Origin of the sequence: Pseudarthrobacter sp. H2, from assembly GCF_050157045.1 — a bacterium.
In the GTDB taxonomy this organism is placed as follows: Bacteria; Actinomycetota; Actinomycetes; order Actinomycetales; family Micrococcaceae; genus Arthrobacter.
Genome location: NZ_CP189594.1, coordinates 4,023,197 through 4,042,844, shown reverse-complemented (window position 1 = coordinate 4,042,844; position 19,648 = coordinate 4,023,197). Strand labels below are relative to the sequence as shown.

Annotated in this window: 17 protein-coding genes; 15 read left to right on the top strand and 2 right to left on the bottom strand. The window is 68.0% G+C overall.

Features of this window, described 5'->3' with window-relative positions; translation table 11 throughout:
- The first annotated feature begins 124 nt into the window (after window positions 1-124).
- From ACQCSZ_RS18730 to ACQCSZ_RS18665, 14 genes are all read left to right on the top strand, one after another.
- Window positions 125-1,825: a urocanate hydratase gene (locus ACQCSZ_RS18730; RefSeq protein ID WP_427005172.1), complete on the top strand. Its 1,701-nt coding sequence runs from the start codon at window positions 125-127 to the stop codon at window positions 1,823-1,825.
- 111 nt (window positions 1,826-1,936) lie between these two features.
- Complete coding sequence (gene hutH / locus ACQCSZ_RS18725; protein WP_427005171.1) at window positions 1,937-3,541, top strand: histidine ammonia-lyase; 1,605 nt, start codon at window positions 1,937-1,939, stop codon at window positions 3,539-3,541.
- 151 nt (window positions 3,542-3,692) lie between these two features.
- On the top strand, window positions 3,693-3,929 hold the full coding sequence (locus tag ACQCSZ_RS18720; protein ID WP_211881464.1) for a hypothetical protein: 237 nt from the start codon (window positions 3,693-3,695) through the stop codon (window positions 3,927-3,929).
- Between the two features lie 328 nt (window positions 3,930-4,257).
- Entirely contained in the window at window positions 4,258-5,367 is a 1,110-nt protein-coding gene (locus ACQCSZ_RS18715; protein ID WP_427005170.1) for a DUF475 domain-containing protein, read from the top strand.
- Between the two features lie 51 nt (window positions 5,368-5,418).
- Window positions 5,419-6,009 carry a TerD family protein gene (locus ACQCSZ_RS18710; RefSeq protein ID WP_427005169.1) on the top strand — a complete coding sequence of 197 codons (591 nt, stop codon included), beginning with the start codon at window positions 5,419-5,421 and terminating at the stop codon, window positions 6,007-6,009.
- Between the two features lie 41 nt (window positions 6,010-6,050).
- Window positions 6,051-6,632, top strand: a complete 582-nt coding sequence (locus ACQCSZ_RS18705) for a TerD family protein (RefSeq protein WP_427005168.1) — start codon at window positions 6,051-6,053, stop codon at window positions 6,630-6,632.
- An 85-nt stretch (window positions 6,633-6,717) separates the two neighbouring features.
- Window positions 6,718-7,299, top strand: a complete 582-nt coding sequence (locus ACQCSZ_RS18700) for a TerD family protein (protein ID WP_427005167.1) — start codon at window positions 6,718-6,720, stop codon at window positions 7,297-7,299.
- A 32-nt stretch (window positions 7,300-7,331) separates the two neighbouring features.
- A complete protein-coding gene (locus ACQCSZ_RS18695; protein WP_427005166.1) occupies window positions 7,332-8,528 on the top strand; it encodes a toxic anion resistance protein in 1,197 nt (398 codons plus the stop codon).
- 34 nt (window positions 8,529-8,562) lie between these two features.
- Entirely contained in the window at window positions 8,563-9,072 is a 510-nt protein-coding gene (locus ACQCSZ_RS18690; protein WP_427005165.1) for a hypothetical protein, read from the top strand.
- An 8-nt stretch (window positions 9,073-9,080) separates the two neighbouring features.
- Window positions 9,081-9,623 carry a TerD family protein gene (locus ACQCSZ_RS18685; protein WP_427008388.1) on the top strand — a complete coding sequence of 181 codons (543 nt, stop codon included), beginning with the start codon at window positions 9,081-9,083 and terminating at the stop codon, window positions 9,621-9,623.
- A gap of 1 nt (window position 9,624) precedes the next feature.
- Window positions 9,625-10,395 carry a hypothetical protein gene (locus tag ACQCSZ_RS18680; RefSeq protein ID WP_427005164.1) on the top strand — a complete coding sequence of 257 codons (771 nt, stop codon included), beginning with the start codon at window positions 9,625-9,627 and terminating at the stop codon, window positions 10,393-10,395.
- Between the two features lie 35 nt (window positions 10,396-10,430).
- Window positions 10,431-11,615 carry an HpcH/HpaI aldolase/citrate lyase family protein gene (locus ACQCSZ_RS18675; protein WP_427005163.1) on the top strand — a complete coding sequence of 395 codons (1,185 nt, stop codon included), beginning with the start codon at window positions 10,431-10,433 and terminating at the stop codon, window positions 11,613-11,615.
- Window positions 11,612-14,380, top strand: coding sequence for a phosphoribosyltransferase domain-containing protein (locus ACQCSZ_RS18670; protein WP_427005162.1), 2,769 nt, complete (start codon window positions 11,612-11,614; stop codon window positions 14,378-14,380). The genes ACQCSZ_RS18675 and ACQCSZ_RS18670 overlap by 4 nt, the downstream gene beginning before the upstream one ends.
- Window positions 14,377-15,261 carry an HAD family hydrolase gene (locus ACQCSZ_RS18665; RefSeq protein ID WP_427005161.1) on the top strand — a complete coding sequence of 295 codons (885 nt, stop codon included), beginning with the start codon at window positions 14,377-14,379 and terminating at the stop codon, window positions 15,259-15,261. The genes ACQCSZ_RS18670 and ACQCSZ_RS18665 overlap by 4 nt, the downstream gene beginning before the upstream one ends.
- Here the strand turns inward: ACQCSZ_RS18665 and hutG are convergent.
- Window positions 15,242-16,231 carry a formimidoylglutamase gene (hutG, locus tag ACQCSZ_RS18660; RefSeq protein ID WP_427005160.1) on the bottom strand — a complete coding sequence of 330 codons (990 nt, stop codon included), beginning with the start codon at window positions 16,229-16,231 and terminating at the stop codon, window positions 15,242-15,244. The genes ACQCSZ_RS18665 and hutG overlap by 20 nt on opposite strands.
- A 294-nt stretch (window positions 16,232-16,525) precedes the next feature.
- Between hutG and ACQCSZ_RS18655 the strand changes: the two genes are divergently transcribed.
- Window positions 16,526-17,968: an IS1380 family transposase gene (locus ACQCSZ_RS18655; protein ID WP_427005159.1), complete on the top strand. Its 1,443-nt coding sequence runs from the start codon at window positions 16,526-16,528 to the stop codon at window positions 17,966-17,968.
- A gap of 177 nt (window positions 17,969-18,145) precedes the next feature.
- On the opposite strand, the gene ACQCSZ_RS18650 is transcribed toward ACQCSZ_RS18655, so the two are convergent.
- Window positions 18,146-19,588, bottom strand: coding sequence for an NCS2 family permease (locus tag ACQCSZ_RS18650; protein ID WP_427005158.1), 1,443 nt, complete (start codon window positions 19,586-19,588; stop codon window positions 18,146-18,148).
- Window positions 19,589-19,648 lie beyond the last annotated feature (60 nt).

Here is a 19,648-nt window from a genome sequence, read left to right as displayed (position 1 = left end):
TAGTTGGGTCTGGGCATTGGGTCTGGAATACCGGACAGCACCCGCCCGCAGGCACTGTTTCCGCGGCTGCGGACAGGCTTTAGTTGATACAGAACCTCCCGGAACACCTAGATAGGAGCCCCTCATGGCACCCGCCGATTTCACCACCGGTGCCCGCCCGGTCAAAGCAGCCCGCGGCACCACGCTCACGGCGAAGAGCTGGCAGACGGAAGCGCCGCTGCGCATGCTGATGAACAACCTGGACCCCGAGGTCGCCGAACGCCCCGATGACCTCGTGGTCTACGGCGGCACCGGCCGGGCCGTCCGGTCCTGGGCCGCGTTCGACGCCATCACCCGCACCCTCGAGACCATGGAAAACGACGAGACCCTGCTGGTCCAGTCCGGCAAGCCGGTGGGCGTCTTCCGCACCAACGAATGGGCGCCGCGGGTGCTCCTGGCCAACTCCAACCTCGTCGGCGACTGGGCCACCTGGCCCGAATTCCGCCGGCTCGAGGCCGAGGGCCTGATGATGTACGGCCAGATGACCGCCGGGTCCTGGATCTACATCGGCACCCAGGGCATCCTGCAGGGCACCTTCGAGACCTTCGCCGCGATCGCCCGCAAACTCACCGGGGACCCGGACGGCACCCTCGCCGGCACCCTGACCCTCACCGGCGGCTGCGGCGGCATGGGGGGCGCCCAGCCGCTCGCCGTCACCCTGAACGACGGCGCCTGCCTGATCGTCGACGTCGACGAGTCCCACCTGCGCCGCCGCGCCGGCAAGCGCTACCTCGACGAGGTGGAAACGGACCTCGACGCCGCGATCGCCAAGGTCCTCAAAGCCAAGGAAGAACGCCGCGGCTGGTCCGTGGGCTACGTCGGCAACGCCGCCGAGGTCTTCCCCGAGATCCTGCGCCGCCACAACGCCGGCGAGCTCACGGTCGACATCGTCACGGACCAGACCTCCGCCCACGACCCGCTGTCCTACCTGCCCGAAGGCATCAGCGTGGCCGAATGGCACGCCGAGGCCGCCGCGGACCCGGAAGGCTTCACCAAGAAGGCCCAGGCCTCGATGGCCCGGCACGTCCAGGCCATGGTGGAGTTCCAGGACGCCGGCGCCGAGGTGTTCGACTACGGCAACTCCATCCGCGACGAGGCCCGCAAGGGCGGCTACACCCGCGCCTTCGAATTCCCCGGCTTCGTCCCGGCCTACATCCGCCCGCTGTTCTGCGAGGGCCTGGGCCCGTTCCGCTGGGTGGCGCTCTCCGGCGACCCGGAGGACATCGCCGTCACCGATGCGGCCATCAAGGAGCTGTTCCCGGAGAACAAGCACCTGCACCGCTGGATCGACGCCGCGCAGGAACGGGTGGAGTTCGAGGGCCTGCCGGCCCGGATCTGCTGGCTGGGCTACGGCGACCGTGCCAAGGCAGGGCTGCTGTTCAACCGGCTCGTGAAGGAGGGCAAGGTCAAGGCCCCCATCGTGATCGGCCGCGACCACCTCGACTCCGGCTCCGTCGCCTCCCCGTACCGCGAGACCGAGGCCATGGCCGACGGCTCCGACGCGATCGCCGACTGGCCGCTGCTCAACGCCCTGCTCAACACCGCCTCCGGCGCCACCTGGGTCTCCATCCACCACGGCGGCGGCGTGGGCATCGGCCGCTCCATCCACGCCGGCCAGGTCTCCGTCGCCGACGGCACCGACCTCGCCGCCCAGAAACTCGAACGGCTCCTCACCAACGACCCCGGCATGGGCGTCATCCGCCACGCCGACGCCGGCTACCCCCGCGCCGTCGAGGTCGCCAAAGAACGCGGCGTCCGCATCCCGATGTCCCCACAGGCCCCCTAACCTCGCAAGTCCCCACCGGCGCCCCAACCCCACATCGATTGCTCCGTAACTGCCGTTTTGAGCCACCAAAAGGGCACTTACGGAGCAATCGATGAGAATGAAGTAGGAATCATGACCATCACAGCCAACGCACCAACCCACGAACCGCTCACCGTCACCCTCGGCTCCAGCGGTGTCACCCCCGAGGACGTCGTCGCTGTCGCCCGCCACGACGCCAAGGTGACCATCTCCCAGGACGCCCTCGACGCCGTCGCCAAGGTCCGCGCCCACATCGACGGCCTCGCCCACAGCGAGGTCCCGGCCTACGGCATCTCCACCGGCTTCGGCGCGCTGGCCAACCGGCACATCCCCAACGAGCTGCGCACCCAGCTGCAGAAGTCCCTGATCCGCAGCCACGCCGCCGGCATGGGGCCTGCCGTGGAACGCGAGGTGGTCCGCGGCATCATGTTCCTGCGCGCCAAGACCCTCGCCTCCGGGCGCACCGGCGTCCGCCCCGTGGTGCTGCAGACCATGGTGGACATCCTCAACGCCGGCATCACCCCGGTGGTCCGCGAATTCGGCTCGCTCGGCTGCTCCGGTGACCTCGCGCCGCTGTCCCACTGCGCCCTCGTGATGATGGGCGAAGGCGAAGCCGCCGGCCCGGACGGGGAACTGTATGGCACCAAGGACGGCCGCCCGGTCGCCGAACTCCTCGCCGCACACGGCATCGAACCGGTCACGCTCGCCGAAAAAGAGGGCCTGGCGCTCGTCAACGGCACCGAGGGCATGCTCGGCATGCTGCTGATGGCGATCGCGGACATCCGCCAGCTGCTCACGACGGCGGACATCACCGCCGCGCTGAGCGTCGAGGCGCTGCTCGGCACCGACCAGGTGTTCCTGCCCGAGCTTCACGCCGCGCTCCGCCCGCACCCGGGCCAGGCCGCCTCCGCCGACAACATGCTGCGGGTCCTGTCCGACTCCCCGATCGTGGCCTCGCACCGGATCAACGACACCAAGGTCCAGGACGCCTACTCGCTGCGCTGCGCACCCCAGGTGGCCGGCGCCGTCCGCGACACCGTGGACCACGCCGCCCTCGTCGCCTCCCGCGAGCTCGCCGCCGCGATCGACAACCCGGTGGTCCTGCCCGACGGCCGGGTCAGCTCCAACGGCAACTTCCACGGCGCCCCGGTGGCCTACGTGCTCGACTTCCTGGCCATCGCCGTGGCGGACCTGAGCTCCATCGCCGAGCGCCGGACCGACAGGATGCTGGACCCGGCACGCTCGCACGGCCTGCCGGCCTTCCTGGCGGCGGATCCGGGCGTGGATTCCGGCCTGATGATCGCGCAGTACACGCAGGCCGGGCTGGTCTCGGACAACAAGCGGCTGGCCGTCCCGGCGTCGGTGGACTCGATCCCGAGCTCGGCGATGCAGGAGGACCACGTGTCGATGGGCTGGCACGCTGCCCGCAAACTCCGCCGCGCCGTGGAGAACCTGCGCCGTGTCCTGGCCATCGAGCTGGTGACCTCGGCGCGGGCCCTGGACATCCGCACGCAGCTCTCCGGCGGAGATCTCACACCGGGGCCGGCGGGCACCGCAGTGATCGCGGCGCTGCGCGGCGTCGTCGACGGTCCGGGGGCCGACAGGTTCCTTTCACCGGAGCTGGAAGCCGCGGACCGGCTCGTCGCCTCCGGTGCGGTCCGGGCGGCGGCCGAATCCGCCGTCGGAAATCTCGCCTGAGAAGAAACAAAATGCGGCACAGGTGAACAATTTCCGGCGCCCCCGAAATAGTTGGCGACACGCACGCCGGGGGCCCGGAAACTGTAGTAAAAATGGAAGTCCACACCAACGAAGTTGTGGCAAAGAACACATACAAAGGGGTAAAAGTTCAATGAAAGCACGCGAGACGGTTCTGTCCAGACGCCAGGCATCCGCCGCCACGGTTTCCGACTGGAGAAGCCTGAAGGCCGGCGATCGGGTCGAAATCCTCAAGCACGCACAGGTCCTGGCCGCCGGTGAGGTGGAGGAAGTCTCGGTGAGCGGCCACGTGCTCTGGCTGGTCCCGGCGGCACCGCCTGAGACGCAGCTCTTCCTGAAGTCCGACGGCGTCGAGGTGCGGCGCAGCTAGCCGCATTCAGCGTTATGCAACGGAAAGTCCCCGTCTCCCGGACCGATCACCGCGTCCAGCGGCGCGGTCCGGGGGCGGGGACTTTCCGCGTCCGGCTGTTGTTCCGGATTTCGGCTGAACAACACGGCAGCGGGGCTCACCCCCGGCGATGACAACCCGGACGGAACTCCGGGCGGGTCACGGTCGTTATACGGGGTTGGGGTGACATCGCGTCGCGCCCGGTAGATAGGATGAGGGCACGAAGTCTTGGGGGATAACTTCCGGGATGTTTTTCGCCGTCCTGCCGTCGTTGACTGGCCGGACCCGTAGTTCCAGGAGTTGTTCAAGCGTGTTTTTCAAGACTTTCGGCTGGTCGTTCGCGGTCACCATCATTGCTTTGGTGGTGGCTTTTCTTTATGGCGGCCCCCAGGCGCTCATTCTTTGCGTCATTCTGGGCATTCTTGAAATCAGCCTGAGTTTCGACAACGCGGTGGTCAACGCGCGGATCCTTGAGCGCATGAACCCGTTCTGGCAAAAGATGTTCCTCAGCGTGGGCATCATCATCGCTGTCTTCGGGATGCGCATCGCCTTCCCGTTGCTGATTGTGGGAGCCACGGCCCAGCTGAACCCGGTTGAGGCTGTCAGCCTGGCCCTGGAAAAGGGCGACCCCCACACGCCCGGAACCTACGGATACCTGCTGCACGAGGCCCACCCGCAGATCGCGGCCTTCGGCGGAATGTTCCTCCTGATGCTCTTCCTGGACTTCATCCTTGCCCACCGTGAGATCAAGTGGATCAAGTTCCTGGAAATCCCGCTGGCCAGGCTGGGCAAGCTCGACAGCGCCTCCCTGATCGTGGGCATGGTCGCGCTGGCCGTGGCCGGTGCCGTGGCGGGCGACAAGCAGGGCATCGTCCTGCTGTCCGGGCTCCTGGGCATGATCACCTACTTCCTGGTCAACGGCCTCGGGAACCTCTTCGATGTGGATGCAGAAGGCCACGTCGACGCCGGAGACGCAGAAATCGCGCCGCGCTCAGGCCCCACCGGCGCGGCCAAGCTGGCCGGCAAGGCTGCGTTCATGATGTTCCTCTACCTGGAGGTCATCGACGCTTCCTTCTCGTTCGACGGCGTCATCGGAGCCTTCGCCATCACCTCGGACCCGATCATCATTGCCCTCGGACTGGGCTTCATCGGCGCCATGTTCGTCCGCTCCCTGACCGTCTTCCTGGTCAGGCAGGGCACCCTGGACGAATACGAATACCTCGACCACGGGGCCCACTGGGCCATCGGCGCCCTGGCCGTGATCCTGCTGATCACGATCGTGGTTCCCATCAACGAGATCGTGACCGGCCTGATCGGCGTCGTGTTCATCGGAGCCGCCTTTGCCGGTTCGGTCCGGCGCAACAAGCGGGCCGCCGCCGAGCGCGACGGATCGCTGCAGCCGGCCGATGCCAGCAGCTGATCCACTACGCTACAAGATCCACAACCACCACGATGAGAAGCGAGTAAAGCAATGGGTTTGAGTTTGCAGAAGGGCCAGTCACTGTCGCTGACCAAGCAGAACGGTGACGCCCTGACAAATGTCCGGCTGGGTCTCGGATGGGACTCCGCGGTCCCGGTCAAGAAGGGATTCTTCGGCGGCACCAAGACGGTGGAGATCGACCTCGATGCCTCGGCACTTATGTTCGACGGCGACCGGAACCATCTTGACACGGTCTTCTTCAACCAGCTCACCAGCAAGGACGGGTCTGTCCGTCACACCGGCGACAACCTCACGGGCGCCGGCGACGGCGACGACGAGACCCTGATGGTGAACCTGCCAGGCGTTTCGCCGGCAGTCCAGCACATCGTCTTCGTGATCACCAGCTACAGCCAGCAGACCTTCGATATGGTCCAGAACGCCTTCTGCCGGGTCATCGACGACTCTGTGGCGGGCAGCCCTGAAGTGGCCCGCTACGATCTGACCGAGTCGGGCCGCAACACGGCCATGGTCATGGCCAAGCTCTCCCGGAGCGGCGGCACCTGGAGCTTCCAGGCCATCGGCGCTCCGACCAACGGCCGCACCGCGGGCGACGTCCGCGGCGCCGCGGCTTCCGCCCTGTAGCACCGGACCGAGATTTCACAGCCGACTGAGAAGGAGTAAACGTGTCCAGTCTGACTCTAAGCAAGGGCAGCAACCTGTCCCTGACAAAGGCCGATCCCGGGCTGCGCAAGGCCATGATCGGCCTCGGCTGGGACCCCCGGACAACAGCGGGGGAGCAGTTCGACCTGGACGCCTCGGCGCTCCTGGTCCGGGCCGACGGCAAGGTCCGCTCGAACGACGACTTCATCTTCTACAACCAGTTGACCTCGGCCGACGGTTCCGTCGTGCACCAGGGCGACAACCGCACCGGCGAGGGGGAAGGGGACGACGAGCAGATCCTGATCGATCTTGACGCCGTGGCCTCCGACGTCGAGAAGGTCGTCATCGTCGTCTCCATCGACCAGGCCGAGGCGCGGCGCCAGAACTTCGGCCAGGTGCGCGACGCCTTCTGCCGCGTGGTGAACCAGGAGACCGACAACGAGATTGTCCGCTACGACCTCACCGAGGACGCGGCCGCGGAAACGTGCATGATCTTCGCGGAGATCTATCGGAACAACGGCGAGTGGAAGTTCCGTGCCGTGGGCCAGGGCTACGCCTCCGGTCTTCGTGGCGTGGCCACGGACTTCGGCATCGTGCTGGACTGAGCCAGCAGCGGGGTGGCCCGGTACGGGTCACCCGCCACAACTTCACCCGCCACAACTTCACCCGACTGAAACAAGGAGCATCACCATGGCCGGCCTGACCCTGACCAAAGGCAGTAACCTCTCGCTCACCAAGTCCGATCCGGGACTGAACAAGGTTCTCGTCGGGCTGGGCTGGGATCCGCGCACAACAACGGGCGACGCTTTCGATCTGGATGCCTCGGCACTGTTGCTCGGAGCCGACGGAAAGGTCCGCTCCTCGGCGGACTTCATCTTCTACAACCAGCCCGCGGCAGCCGACGGCTCCGTGGTCCACAAGGGTGACAACCGTTCGGGTGCGGGCGAGGGCGACGACGAGGTGGTCGCCGTCGAACTCTCCGCCGTGGCAGCCGACGTCGAGCGGATCGTCTTTGTCGTCTCGATCGACCAGGCGGAGGAGCGCCGGCAGAACTTTGGCCAGGTGCGCTCGGCCTACTGCCGCGTCCTCAACCAGGAAACCGACACCGAGGTGGTCCGCTACGACCTCAGCGAGGATGCCGCGCCGGAGACCTGCATGATCTTCTCGGAGCTGTACCGGCACAACGGCGAATGGAAGTTCAAGGCCGTCGGCCAGGGATACGCCACCGGCCTCGCCGGCATCGCCGCTGACTACGGCGTCCAGCTCGGCTAAGACCTCGCGACCACAGAAAGAGAGAAGTAATCATGAGCATGCAACTCACCCCGCCGGACACCTCGGCGTCGACCCCGCTGGTCCTGAACGCCCCGGAAACCGTGGATATCGTCAAGGTCGACGACGCCCCGGGCATGGTTCCGGTCCCGGCTGAACGCCAGCAGGAGATCAACGCCCAGGCGCGGGCCTTTGTCAGCGAAGTCTCGGCAATGAACCCGCACAGCCCCGAGTACACGAGCAAAATCGACGGGATCAACCGGCTGGCGGGCGAGCAGCTGGTCTCCTCCGCCAGTACCTCGAGCCGGCTGCTGGAACGGTCCTCCACGTCGCTGGCCGGCGCGAAGAAGTCCGGCAGCAGCGCCCAGGTGCAGGTTGCCTCCACGCTCGGTGAACTTCGTTCCACGGTTGAAGACCTCACCCCCAGCAACGCCGACCTGAGCGTGGGCCGGAAGATCCTGGGGATCATCCCGGGCGGCAATAAACTCGCCAAGTACTTCCAGAAGTATGAGACCGCCCAGACCCAGCTGGACAAGATCATCAAGTCCCTGATGTCCGGGCAGGACGAGCTGCTCAAGGACAATGCCGCACTCGCGCAGGAAAAGACGCAGCTGTGGGAGACCATGCAGGGGCTGAGCGAGTACGCCGTCTTCGCGAAGGCCCTGGACACGGCAACGGCCGGCAGGATCGACGAGCTGAAGACGTCCGGGCAGATCGACGTGGCCAACACCCTCGACTCGGATGTGCTGTACCCGATCCGCCAGCGCCACCAGGACATCCTGACGCAACTGGCCGTCTCGGTGCAGGGCTACCTTGCCATCGACATGATCCGCAAGAACAACACCGAGCTGATCAAGGGCGTGGAGCGGGCACGCACCACGACGATCTCCGCGCTCCGGACCGCGGTGATCGTGGCCCAGGCGCTGGCCAACCAAAAGATGGTGCTGGACCAGATCGATGCCATCAACACCACCACGAACAACATGATCCTGAAGACTTCCGAGATGCTCAAGGACCAGACCGCCCGCATCCACCAGCAGGCGGCCAGCTCCGGCGTCAGCGTGGAAACACTGCAGAAGGCCTTCGACAACGTCTTCCAGACCATGGACGCGATCGACACCTTCCGCTCGCAGGCGAACAAGAACATGGAAGGCACCGTCCACGCCCTTGAATCGGGGCTGGAACGCGCCCGTCCCTACCTGGAGCGGGTCCGCAAGCAGGAGGGGAATTAGCGGCCGCCAGCCCTGAGCAATAGGCTTACGGGCTATGGTCGCAAAATTCTTAGGCTCGCTGTTCGGCAACAACGCTGTTCCTGCGCCTGTTGCCGAACAGCAGCCCCGGCACGATCCTGTCCAGGACGAGCTGGCCGCCACCTCGGCGGCTCTTGAGGAACTCCGGGCAATGGCGCTGGGCAGGGGGGCGGAGCTGCCGACGCTGGTGCTCTCACAGGTGCTGCAGCTCGTGGACGTCCTTCGTGCCTTGATCCGCTACATCGGGCAATCGGGGGCGTCCACCGAGCAGCGCGTGCTCCTGAACGCGGTCATCACCGACTACCTGCCCGCTCCGCTGCGCGCCTACTCAATGCTGGCGGCGGGCTCTCGGAGCGAAGATTCGGCGGATACCGCGGTGCTGCTGGAGCAGCTGGACACCCTCTATTCCACCGTGCAGAACCTGGACAACCAGGTCCGCACCGGCGCCATTACGGAACTGGCCGTCCACGGACAGTTCCTCAGGGACAAGTTTGATATCGACGGTCTTCACCTGGAAGGACGCTAGTGGCTTCGATGGTCGCAGGCAGCAACGCTGCCCTCACCGCAGAGAACCCCGGCCTCGGCAAGGTGCTGCTGGGAATCGGCTGGGACATGGTGCCGAGCCGCGGTCCGCAATCCGAGCCGGTTCCGATGGTCATCATGTGCGGACCGGACGGCCACGCCGTCTCGGACGAACACCTCGTCTTCTTCAACCAGATCGCGAGCCCCGAGGGCAGCGTCGCGTTCGCCGGAACCGAAGACCAGGAACAGATCGACGTCGACCTGGCCCGGGTTCCGGAGGCCGTCAGCAAGATCGCGGTGCTCGTCTATATCGACCCCGATGTCCGCGGCCCCGGCACCTTTGCCGCCGTCAGGAACGCCTATCTGCGGGTCGCCGATGACCGGAACCGGGAGCTGCTCCGCTTCAACGTTCCGCCGATGAACATGGACAAGATCAACGCCATGATTCTCGGGGAGCTCTACCGGCACGCCGGCGGATGGAAGTTCCGGGCCCTCGGCCAGGGCTACGAAACCGGGCTGGCAGCCGTCGCCGCCGACTTCAAGTTGAGCCTCTGACATGCCCCTGGACCGACGCGCCATCCGGACGGACCTGGGCTACCTCAGCCGCCGGCGGAAACCCGGGCAACACCCGCCCGTGACGCAAGCGGGGACCGGCGGACTCGGCGCGCCGTCGAACCCTGCGCCGTCGGGCTCCGCGGGACTCACCCTCGAGACCGGCCGTTCCCGGCCCGGCCCCGCGGCTCAAGCGTCTGCGGGCCTCGCTTCGGGGCCACGCCGTGCTCCGGCGTCGAGCCCCAAGGCGACGGTGCAGGACCGCGTCTTCCCGGCCCCCGCCTTCGGGGACGTCCGGCAACTGGGCGAGGCGAACCCCCTGGTACGGCTGAACGCGAGGCAGTCCGCTATCGGTTCCCTGCTGGTGGCCGGCGTCCGCTCGGTGGCCTGGGAGGATACGCACTTCACCACCGGCGCCCACCACGCCGACGGGCACAAGGCCGGGACCCCCGTCATGACCCCCGGAAACCGGCCCCTGGTCGGTTTCGAGGACTCGTCCGGCGTGGTGTCCCTGCGCCATGTCCGGCTGCTCCGCCGCGCGCTGTTCATCGCCGCGGAGAAGCCGCTGACCATCGGGGTGTTTGACGGCGGCGCCGCCGCGGTTGCCCCCCGGAACGACGACGGATTCCGGACCGTGCTGCACCTGTCCCGGATCGGCGCGATCCTTGAAGTGCGCACCGAGTTTGTCCCGGCAGATGCCTCCGACGCAGCAGTGTGGGCCCTGTTCGGGTTCACGATGACAATTCCGCTGGACCAACGGGTCCTCCTGCGCTAATCCGGCACCACGCCGCAGTTACTACCTGGGGGAAAATGCAGCATTTCAGAGCCTTGACCGAGTCCGTCAAGGAGCGACTTTTCCATGTGCGGCCCGAGGTTCTTCACCGGGCCTCGGATCCGGGACTGCTGGCGGTGGCGCTGGGCGCGACTCTCTACACGCCGGCCACCAGGGCCGGCCTCGCTCAAGGCATACTAAAGCAGGCCGGATCCGGATGCCTGAGCACCGTCATTTGCCTTGAAGACGCCGTGCCTGACGGGGAAGTGCCCGCCGCGGAGGAGAACCTGCTGGCTGCCCTCTCGGAACTGCACGCCGTCGACGATCCGGGCGAGCTGCCGCTGATCTTCATCCGGTGCCGCACCCCGGAACAACTGCTCGACGTCGGGAGACGGGCCGGCGCCGCCCTGGGCGTGGTTTATGGCTTCGTCCTTCCCAAGTTTGAGAACGAAACCGGCCGGGGCCGGGCCTTCATGGAGGCGTTGCAGCTGTTGAACGAGGATTCCGGCCGTGCGCAGGATCCGGACGTGCAGGCGCTGCGGGCCATGCCGATCATCGAGGACCCCGTCACGACCCATCTTCAGTCCCGGGTCCGTGTGCTGACGGACAACCTGGCCCTGATCAACGAGTTCCGCGAACTGGTGCTGTGCGTGCGGATCGGTGCCACGGACATGTCCAGTGCCTTCGGGCTGCGGCGCTCCCGCGATCTGACAATCTACAACGTCAAGGTGGTCGCCAACATCATCGGCGACGTCGTGAATATCTTCGGCCGCCCGGAAGGCGGCTGGGTGATTTCCGGGCCGGTGTGGGAGCACTTCGTCAACACCGAACGGGTGCTGCGGCCGCAGCTCCGGTCCACCCCCTTTGAAGCCGTCAACGAGGGCGAACTCCGGCAGCGGATCCTGATGGAGAACCTGGACGGACTCATCCGCGAGATCGAGCTGGACCTGGCCAACGGGCTGCTCGGCAAGACCGTGATCCATCCCAGCCACGTGCCGGTGGTGCACTCCATGTGCGTCGTCAGCCATGAGGAGTACCTCGATGCCCTGGACATTGCCGGCGATGCGGGCGGCGGCGTGAAGGCCTCCTCGTATGGCAACAAGATGAACGAGCTGAAGCCGCACCGGCCCTGGGCGGAGCGCACGCTGCTGCGCGCCCGGGCGTTCGGAGTCGCAAGGCCCGGCGTGAGTTTCGTCGAACTTCTGGAAGCGAGCATGCGATGAGGGCAGCAGGGACAGTAGAGAGGGACGTTGTGTGGAGCGGGGCGTACGTCCGGGACGAACTGGGCGTCGAGGTGGCCACCGCCCCCGGGGGCGGCGTGCTGCCGGTGGAGGCCCTGGTCGGGCTGGCGCTCCGGCGCAACCCCAAGCGGGCGCACCTGCTCGTATCGCGGGTTCTCGCCAAGCACGTCCCGACCGAACCGGGAATCGTGACCGCTGCCGGCCGGCTGCTGGCCCTCCTGGTCCGGCAGGAGCTGCACGGCGCAGCCGGAGACCCAGCCGGAGACGCAGCCAAGGGCGCAGGCTCCCGCACGGCGCCGAAGGCCCCGTTGGAGGCCGCCCCGTTCGAGGACGTCATCGGCGAGGCCGCGGCGAGGCTCGCGGGACTGCTTGCGTCGGATCCTGACGGCGATTCCGCGTTTCCCGAGAAGGCCAGCGGGACGCGGGAGGCCAGGCTGTCCGCCGTCGCCGGGCTCTGCGGACTGCTCGAAGGGCAGCAGGCAGCGCTTCCCGGCGCCGTCACCATCGGCTACGCGGAAACCGCCACAGGGCTGGGACAGCTCGTGGCCGGGCAGCTGGGCACCTACTACATCCACTCCACCCGGCACGCAGCGGACGACGACGGCGTGGCGGCCTACGGCGCGTTCGAAGAGCCGCATTCGCACGCCACCTCACACCAGCTCCTGCCGACCAGCCGCGCGGCCCTGGACCTGGCCGACACCGTGATCCTGGTCGATGACGAGCTGAGCACCGGTGCCACGATCGTCAACACGATCCGTGAACTTCACCGCACGGCCCCGCACCGACGGTATGTCATCGCGTCCCTGGTGGACCTGCGCTCGGCAGCCGACCGGGGAAACCTTGACGCCCTGGCCCTGGAACTCGGGGCCAGGATCAGCGCCGTGGCCCTGGCGGACGGCAGCATCCGGTTGCCGGGGACGCTGGCCGTGGACGCCGCGGACCTGATCCGCCGCTTCCCGGCCGCCGGAAGCCCGGTCCCGCAGGTCCCCCGCGCGGGCATCCCGCTGCCGGGCATCCCGGTACCCGGCGTCTCCCGCCCGGACACCGGACGGCCCGCCGCGGGGCAGATCCGGGTGCTGGACCTCAACGGCGTCGTCCCGCCCGTCCGGAGCGCCCGCTTCGGCATCGGCGGCCGGCCCGATCCGCGGCAGGCGGCCGGTATCGCCGCCGCCCTCGCGGCCTCACTGGTTGCGTCGGTAGCGCCGGGCAGCCGTCTCCTGGTGCTCGCCACCGAGGAATTCATGGCGCTGCCGCTGGCCGCCGCCGCCCGGCTGCAGGATCTCCGCCCCGACGTCGACGTCCGCTATTCCACCAGCACCAGGTCCCCGATCGCGGCCCTGGACGAGCCAGGCTATGCCATCCGCTCGGCCGCGGCCTTTGAAGGCGGCGACGACGCACCGGACGGCCCCGGGCCGAGGTTTGCGTACAACTTCACGCACGCCGGCGGACGGTTCGACACCGTGGTGATCATGGCGGAACCCGGGACTCCGGCCTCCCGGCTGACCGCCCCCGGCAGGATCGCGGAGGCCGTGGCGGGCAGCGGCGCCGCCGTCAGGCTCGTGCTGCTTCCCCGGCAGGCGCCGTTCCCGGCGCCGCTTGCCGGCCCGGCCTTCGGCTCCTACGCCCCGGAGGACGTGCAGTGGCTGCTCAAGGACCTGAGCTCCGCCCGGCTGGAGGCGCCGCCGGCCGAACGCGAAGCCGCGATCCAGTCCGGCAAGGCCAGCTACGCCGAATCGTTGCCGCAGGAGTTCGAGCCTTCCCCCGAGTACCAGGCCCTCTTCCAAGCGGCGCTGGACGGCTCGGCGGCGCGGATAGCGCACGCCGTCGGCAGCCTCACGGAGCAGGTCCTGAAGCTGCGCGGCAACGCCCCCGTGCTGGTATCGCTGGCCCGCGCCGGCACGCCCGTGGGGATCCTGATGAAGCGCTGGGCCCGGCACGTCCACGGCCTGGACCTGCCGCACTATGCCGTCAGCATCGTGCGCGGGCTCGGCATCGACCAGGCCGCTCTCGGCTACCTCGCCGCGCGGCACAACCCCGGCCGGATCATGTTTGTGGACGGCTGGACCGGCAAAGGGGCGATCGCCCGCGAGCTCGCCGACGCCGTCGGGCTCTTCCTGCAGACCGACGGCGCGGCGTTCCCGCCGGACCTGGCGGTCCTGGCCGATCCCGGACACTGTGTGCGGATTTTCGGCACACGCGAGGACTATCTCATCCCGTCCGCCTGCCTGAACTCCACGGTCTCGGGCCTTGTTTCACGCACCGTCTTCAACACGGACCTGATCAGGCCCGGCGACTTCCACGGCGCCAAGTTCTACTCGCACCTGGCCGGCAGCGATGTTTCCAACCGGTTCCTGGACGCCGTGACGGCACAGTTCCCGGCGGTGCGGAATGACGTCCTGGCCGCCGCGGCGAGCTTCCCCGCCCACAGCGACGCGCTCCCCGGAGCCGACTGGTCGGGGTGGGCCGCGGTGGAGGAGATCAGCCGGAACTTCGGCATCCACAACGTGAACCTGGTCAAGCCGGGCGTCGGCGAGACCACCCGGGTCCTGCTGCGGCGGGTGCCGTGGAAGGTGCTGGTAAATCCCGACGCGGTCGGCGAGCTCACGCATGTGCTGCACCTGGCGGCAGAGCGCGGCGTCGAAGTGCTGGAGGTGCCGGGACTGCCGTACAGCTGCGTGGGCCTGATCCATCCGCTCCACACCCCGGGCGCGACGGGCGCCGACGGAAAGATGGTGATCGACGTATGAGCGCCGGGACCGGAACCGCACCCGTCATGGTGGCCAGCGACCTGGACCGCACTCTGATTTACTCGGCGAACTCCATGGCACTCCCCGGCGCGGACCATCAGGCGCCCAGGATGGTGGTCGCCGAGGTGTATGACGCGGCGCCGCTGTCCTTCATGACCCGGGCGGCAGAGGAGTTGCTGGAGGGGATCGCGGCGCGGAGTGTCTTTGTGCCGGTCACCACGCGGACGCAGGCCCAGTTTGCCCGGGTGCGGCTGCCGGGCTTCGGCCGCGGCTATGCCGTGACGACGAACGGTGCGGTGCTGCTGCGCAACGGGGAGCCGGATCCGGACTGGTCCCGCCACATCCAGCGGTCCCTGGGGGCGCATTGCGCGCCCTTGAGCGAGGTGCTGGACCACCTCACCGGCAGTGCGGCAGTTCCCGCGATCCTGCGGGTCCGGACGGCCGAAGACTTCTTCGTGTACTCGATCGTTGACCGGGAGAAGCTCTCCGACGCCTACCTCGAGGAGCTTGGCGCGTGGTGCCTCGAGCGTGGCTGGACCACGTCCCTGCAGGGCCGCAAGCTGTACTGCGTGCCGGTCCCGATCACCAAAGAGGCTGCGGTGGCCGAAGTCCGGCGCCGCAGCGGTGCCGGACTGCTGGTTGCTGCCGGCGACTCACGGCTCGACGCGGGCCTCCTCGAGCTGGCCGACATGGCGATCCGGCCCGCGCACGGCGAGCTGGAGAGCGACGGCTTCGCCCGCGCAAACCTGACAGTGACCTCGGCCTCCGGCGTGCTGGCCGGGGAGGAGATCCTGCGGTTCGTGAGCGGCGTCCTGGCGCAGAACCCGGCCGGGGACCCGCTGGCGGGCGTGCCTGCCGCCGTCATCGCAGCAGCGTATTGACCAGCCGCGCCGCCACCCTGGCGGTGCGGCCGTCGACGTCGAACGCCGGATTCAGCTCCGCCACGTCCAGGTGCAGCAGCTTCCCGCTCGCGGCGACCTGGCGGCACACCGCGCTGATGACCGGCAGCGGGACGCCGTAGGCGGCCGCCGCGCTGACGCCGGGGGCCACCGACGCCGGCAGCACGTCCAGGTCGATGGTCAGGTACAGCGCATCCACCTGCGCCAGGAAGGCAGCCACAAAAGCGCGGGCCGCCTCCGCCGAGCAGTCCTCGTCCAGCAGGTAGTCGACGCCGAGCTCCCCGGCGGTGCGGAACAGCGCCCGGGTGTTGTTCGGCTCGGAAATCCCGACGACGGCGTACTTCAGTTCGCGGCCGGCGGCGGCTTCGGCGCGGGCCATCTGCAGGAACGGGGTGCCGGAGCTGGGTTCGGGTTCGTCCCGGAGGTCGAAGTGGGCGTCGAGGTTCAGCACGCCCACCCGCAGGCCGTCGCGGACTGCGGCGGAGCCGGCCACGCCCAGGTAGCTCGCGAATGCCGTCTCGTGGCCGCCGCCGAGCACCACCGGGAGCCTGCCGGCGTCGAGCAGGCTGGTGATGGCCAGACCCGCGCGTGCCTGCCCGGCCTCCAGCGCGTCGCCGTCCACGGTGACGTCGCCGGCGTCGTGCACCTCACGGTCCAGATGGAACGCCAGCGGACCGAGCGCGGCGCGGATGGCGGCAGGGGCCGCCGCGGCGCCCACGCGGCCCTTGTTGCGGTGCACGCCCTCATCGCTGCCGAAGCCGAGGATGACCGCCGGACGGGTCCGGTGCCCTCCAGGTTGCCCTGCGGGCGCGGCCGGGCACTCGGCCGGGAGCGTGTGCGGGGCGTAGGGGGTGACGGCCTGCCACCAGCGGCGGTGCTCGGCGCCCTCGCCGTCGAACCTCCCGGTCCAGGGCTGCGGCGGGATATCGACGGAGAGCGCGGGAGAATCCATGGTCCCAGCTCACCCCAGCCCGGGCCCGAAAACCAGCCGCGCCGCCGTCGGGCTGTCCGGAATCCCGGAAACCTGGATCAAGTGCCGCCGAGATGGCACTTCACGGCAATGTTTTCGGGAAGCACTGCCGCGAAGTGCCATCTCGGCGGACGGGACGGGGCGCGGCAGAACTAGCCCGGGGTTTTCATCAATGTTGGGCTGAGGGGTGTGTTTAAGAGACGAAAAGGTGCTCTGACAAGGGAAAATAGGGGTGTCTACGCCGTTATTTCCGTGTCTTGAAGGAGCACCTTTTCGATGCACCAGCCTACCAAGGTTTTCCCGTCCGTCCCGGTCACTTTCACCGGCCAGTCTCTGGTCTCCCATGCCGGAGGACGGATCCTGACGTCATTCATCGACGCCCTCGGGTTCCGGGATCTGTGCGAGGACCGGCTCGGGCAGTTCGTGCCCGCGATGGCCTCGCACCGGCCCGGGAGGCTGCTCGGGTCGCTGGCGGTGATGCTCGCCGCCGGCGGCGAGCATGCCTCCGACCTGGACATCCTGCGCTCCCAGCCCGGCGTGTTCGGCCAGGTGCCCTCGAACGCGACAGTCTCGCGGTTCTTCGAACGCACCGTGAAGAACCCGGACGTCTTCGATTACGGCTTTTCGACCCTGGCCAAGGAACTGCGGACCCGGGCCTGGGAAGCCGCAGGGGACCGCAGCCCCGCGGTGAAGGCGACGGCCGCGGACCCGCTGCTCATCGACCTCGACGCCACACTGGTGACCTCGCACTCGGAAAAGGAACAAGCCACCGGAAACTACAAGGGCGGGTTTGGATTCGCCCCGTTCACCGCCAGCATTGATTATGGTGCCGGCAGCGGCACCGGGGAGGAACTCGCGGTGCTGCTGCGCCACGGCGGGGCAACCGCGAACAACGCCGAGGACCACATCCGCATCTTCGAGGCCGCCATCGCCGTCCTGCCCGACGCCCTCTACGGTGAGGACGAGGAACTGGACGGGGAGAAGATCCTGGTCCGCACCGACAGCGCCGGCGCGTCCCGGAAGTTCCTCTGGTACCTGCATTCGCGCGGCGTGCAGTTCTCCGCCTCGTACCCGGTTCCGGTCGGCAAGGCCCACATGATCGACTGGATCAACGACAAGAAATACTGGCAGCCGGCCCTGGACCAGGACGGGGTCGAACGCGACAACGCCTGGGTCATCAACGCCACCCAGGTGATCCCGCTCCAGGACTACCCGCCCGGGACGAAGATCTTCCTGCGCGCCGAACCGCTGCACCCCGGCGCGACACCGACCCTGCTCGACATCGACGGTCACCGTGTGACAGCGTTCCTGACGAATGCCCCGCGCTGGCACGGACCTTTTCTGGATGCCCGGCACCGGGCCCGCGGCCGGGCCGAGAACCGCATCAAAACCCTAAAGAACACCGGGCTCGGAAAGCTCCCCTTCTTCGATTTCGTCGCCAACCAGGCCTGGGCCAACCTCGCGGTCCTGGCCGCGAACCTGGTCTCCTGGCTCCAGCTCACCGCCCTGCCCGACGGCCACAAGGCACGGGGCTGGGACATCAAACGCTGGCGCTACCGGCTCTTCGCCACCGCCGGGAAGATCATCACCCGCGCCCGCCGGAACCACCTGCTGCTGCCCGCCGCCGCGCCGGAGCAACCCCTCATCGCCGCCCTGCTCGAAGCCATCAGCCGGATCGCCGCGGCCGCGAACCGCCCCGCACCCCTGCTGCGGACCTGACACCACAGCCCCCCGGACAATCACGAGCAGGAAAGAAGAACACCAACGGGATCAGTGGAAACCCGCGCACCGCCCGGCGCCCCCGGGCCTTCAGCCACGCCCGAAATCCGATTCAGGCCGCCGGGACGGCAAAAACCAGGCCCGGCGCCCCGACCGCCATCCGATGAAAAATCCGGGCTAGTGCATCCCGAGCGCGGCTTCGATCGGGCCGATCGCGAAGAACAGCAGGAACGCCGCGGCCACCGCCCACATCAGCGGGTGCACGTCGCGGGGCCGGCCCTGGACGGCGCGGATCAGCACGAACGCGATGAACCCCGCACCCAGGCCGTTCGCGATGGAGTAGGTGAACGGCATCAGGGTGAAGGTCAGGAACGCCGGGATCGCGATGCCCCAGTCCTGCCAGTCGATCTTGCCCACCTGGGAGACCATCATGAAGCCCACCACCACCAGCGCCGGGGCCACTGCCTCGAAGGGGACCAGGTTGATCAGCGGGGTGAAGAACATGGCCACGAGGAACAGCAGCCCCGTCACGATTGACGCGAGGCCTGTGCGGGCGCCCTCGCCGATGCCGGCGCCGGATTCCACGTAGATCTGGTTGGAGGAGACCGACGCGCCGCCGCCGACAATGGCGCCCACGGCGTCGACCATCAGCACGCGGTCAACGTTGGGGATGTTGCCGTCCTTGTCGATCGTGCCGGCCTCGGTGGCCAGGCCCACCATGGTGCCCATGGCGTCGAAGAAGAAGCTCAGCAGGATCACGAAGGCCAGCAGGGCCGCGGCCACGACGCCCAGGTGTTCAAACGCGCCCAAGGGGTTGGCCTTGCCGATCAGGGACAAGTCCGGGGCCGCCCACTCGGTGAACTTGGGCGCTACGAGGGACCAGCCCAGCGGATTGTGGTTCTTGCCGTCGAAGCTCGGGCCGATGTGCAGCGTGAATTCCAGGATCACGGACAGGATCGTGGAGCTGACGATCCCGATCAGGATGGCGCCCCTGACCTTGCGGACCACGAGGGCGATCGTCAGGATCAGGCCGAAGACGAACACCAGGGTGGGCCAGCCCAGGAGCTTGCCGTCAAAACCCAGGCCCACCGGGACCGTGGTGCCGGCGATGTCCGGGATGCGGCGCACGAAACCGGCGTTGACCAGCCCGATCAGGGCGATGAACAGGCCGATGCCGACGACGATCGCGGTCTTCAGCCCGTCCGGGACGGCCTTGAACACGGCGGTCCGGAACCCGGTGAGGACCAGGATCAGCATGGTGATGCCGGAGAGCATCACGAGGCCCATGATGTCCGGCCAGCTCAGTCCGGGGTTGGTGGCCACCGTGACGGCGACGAAGGCGTTGACGCCCAGCCCCGTTGCCAGCGCGAAGGGGTGCTTGGCCCAGGCCCCCATGAGGATCGTGAGGATGCCGGCCACGAAGGCGGTGACGGCGGCAACGGCCGGGAAACCCAGCGTGGCGCCGGAGGAATCGGGGCCGGAGAGGATCAGCGGGTTCAGCACCACGATGTAGCTCATGGCGAAGAACGTGGCGAAGCCGCCGCGGATCTCGCGCGAAAAGTTCGACCCCCGCTCGGAAATCTTGAAATACCGGTCGAGTGCAGAGCCCTGCTTCAGCATTGGTCCTCCGGGAGTTTGGGGCGGTACAAGAATCCTATTGGGCGCCGCCGGGTGGCGCGG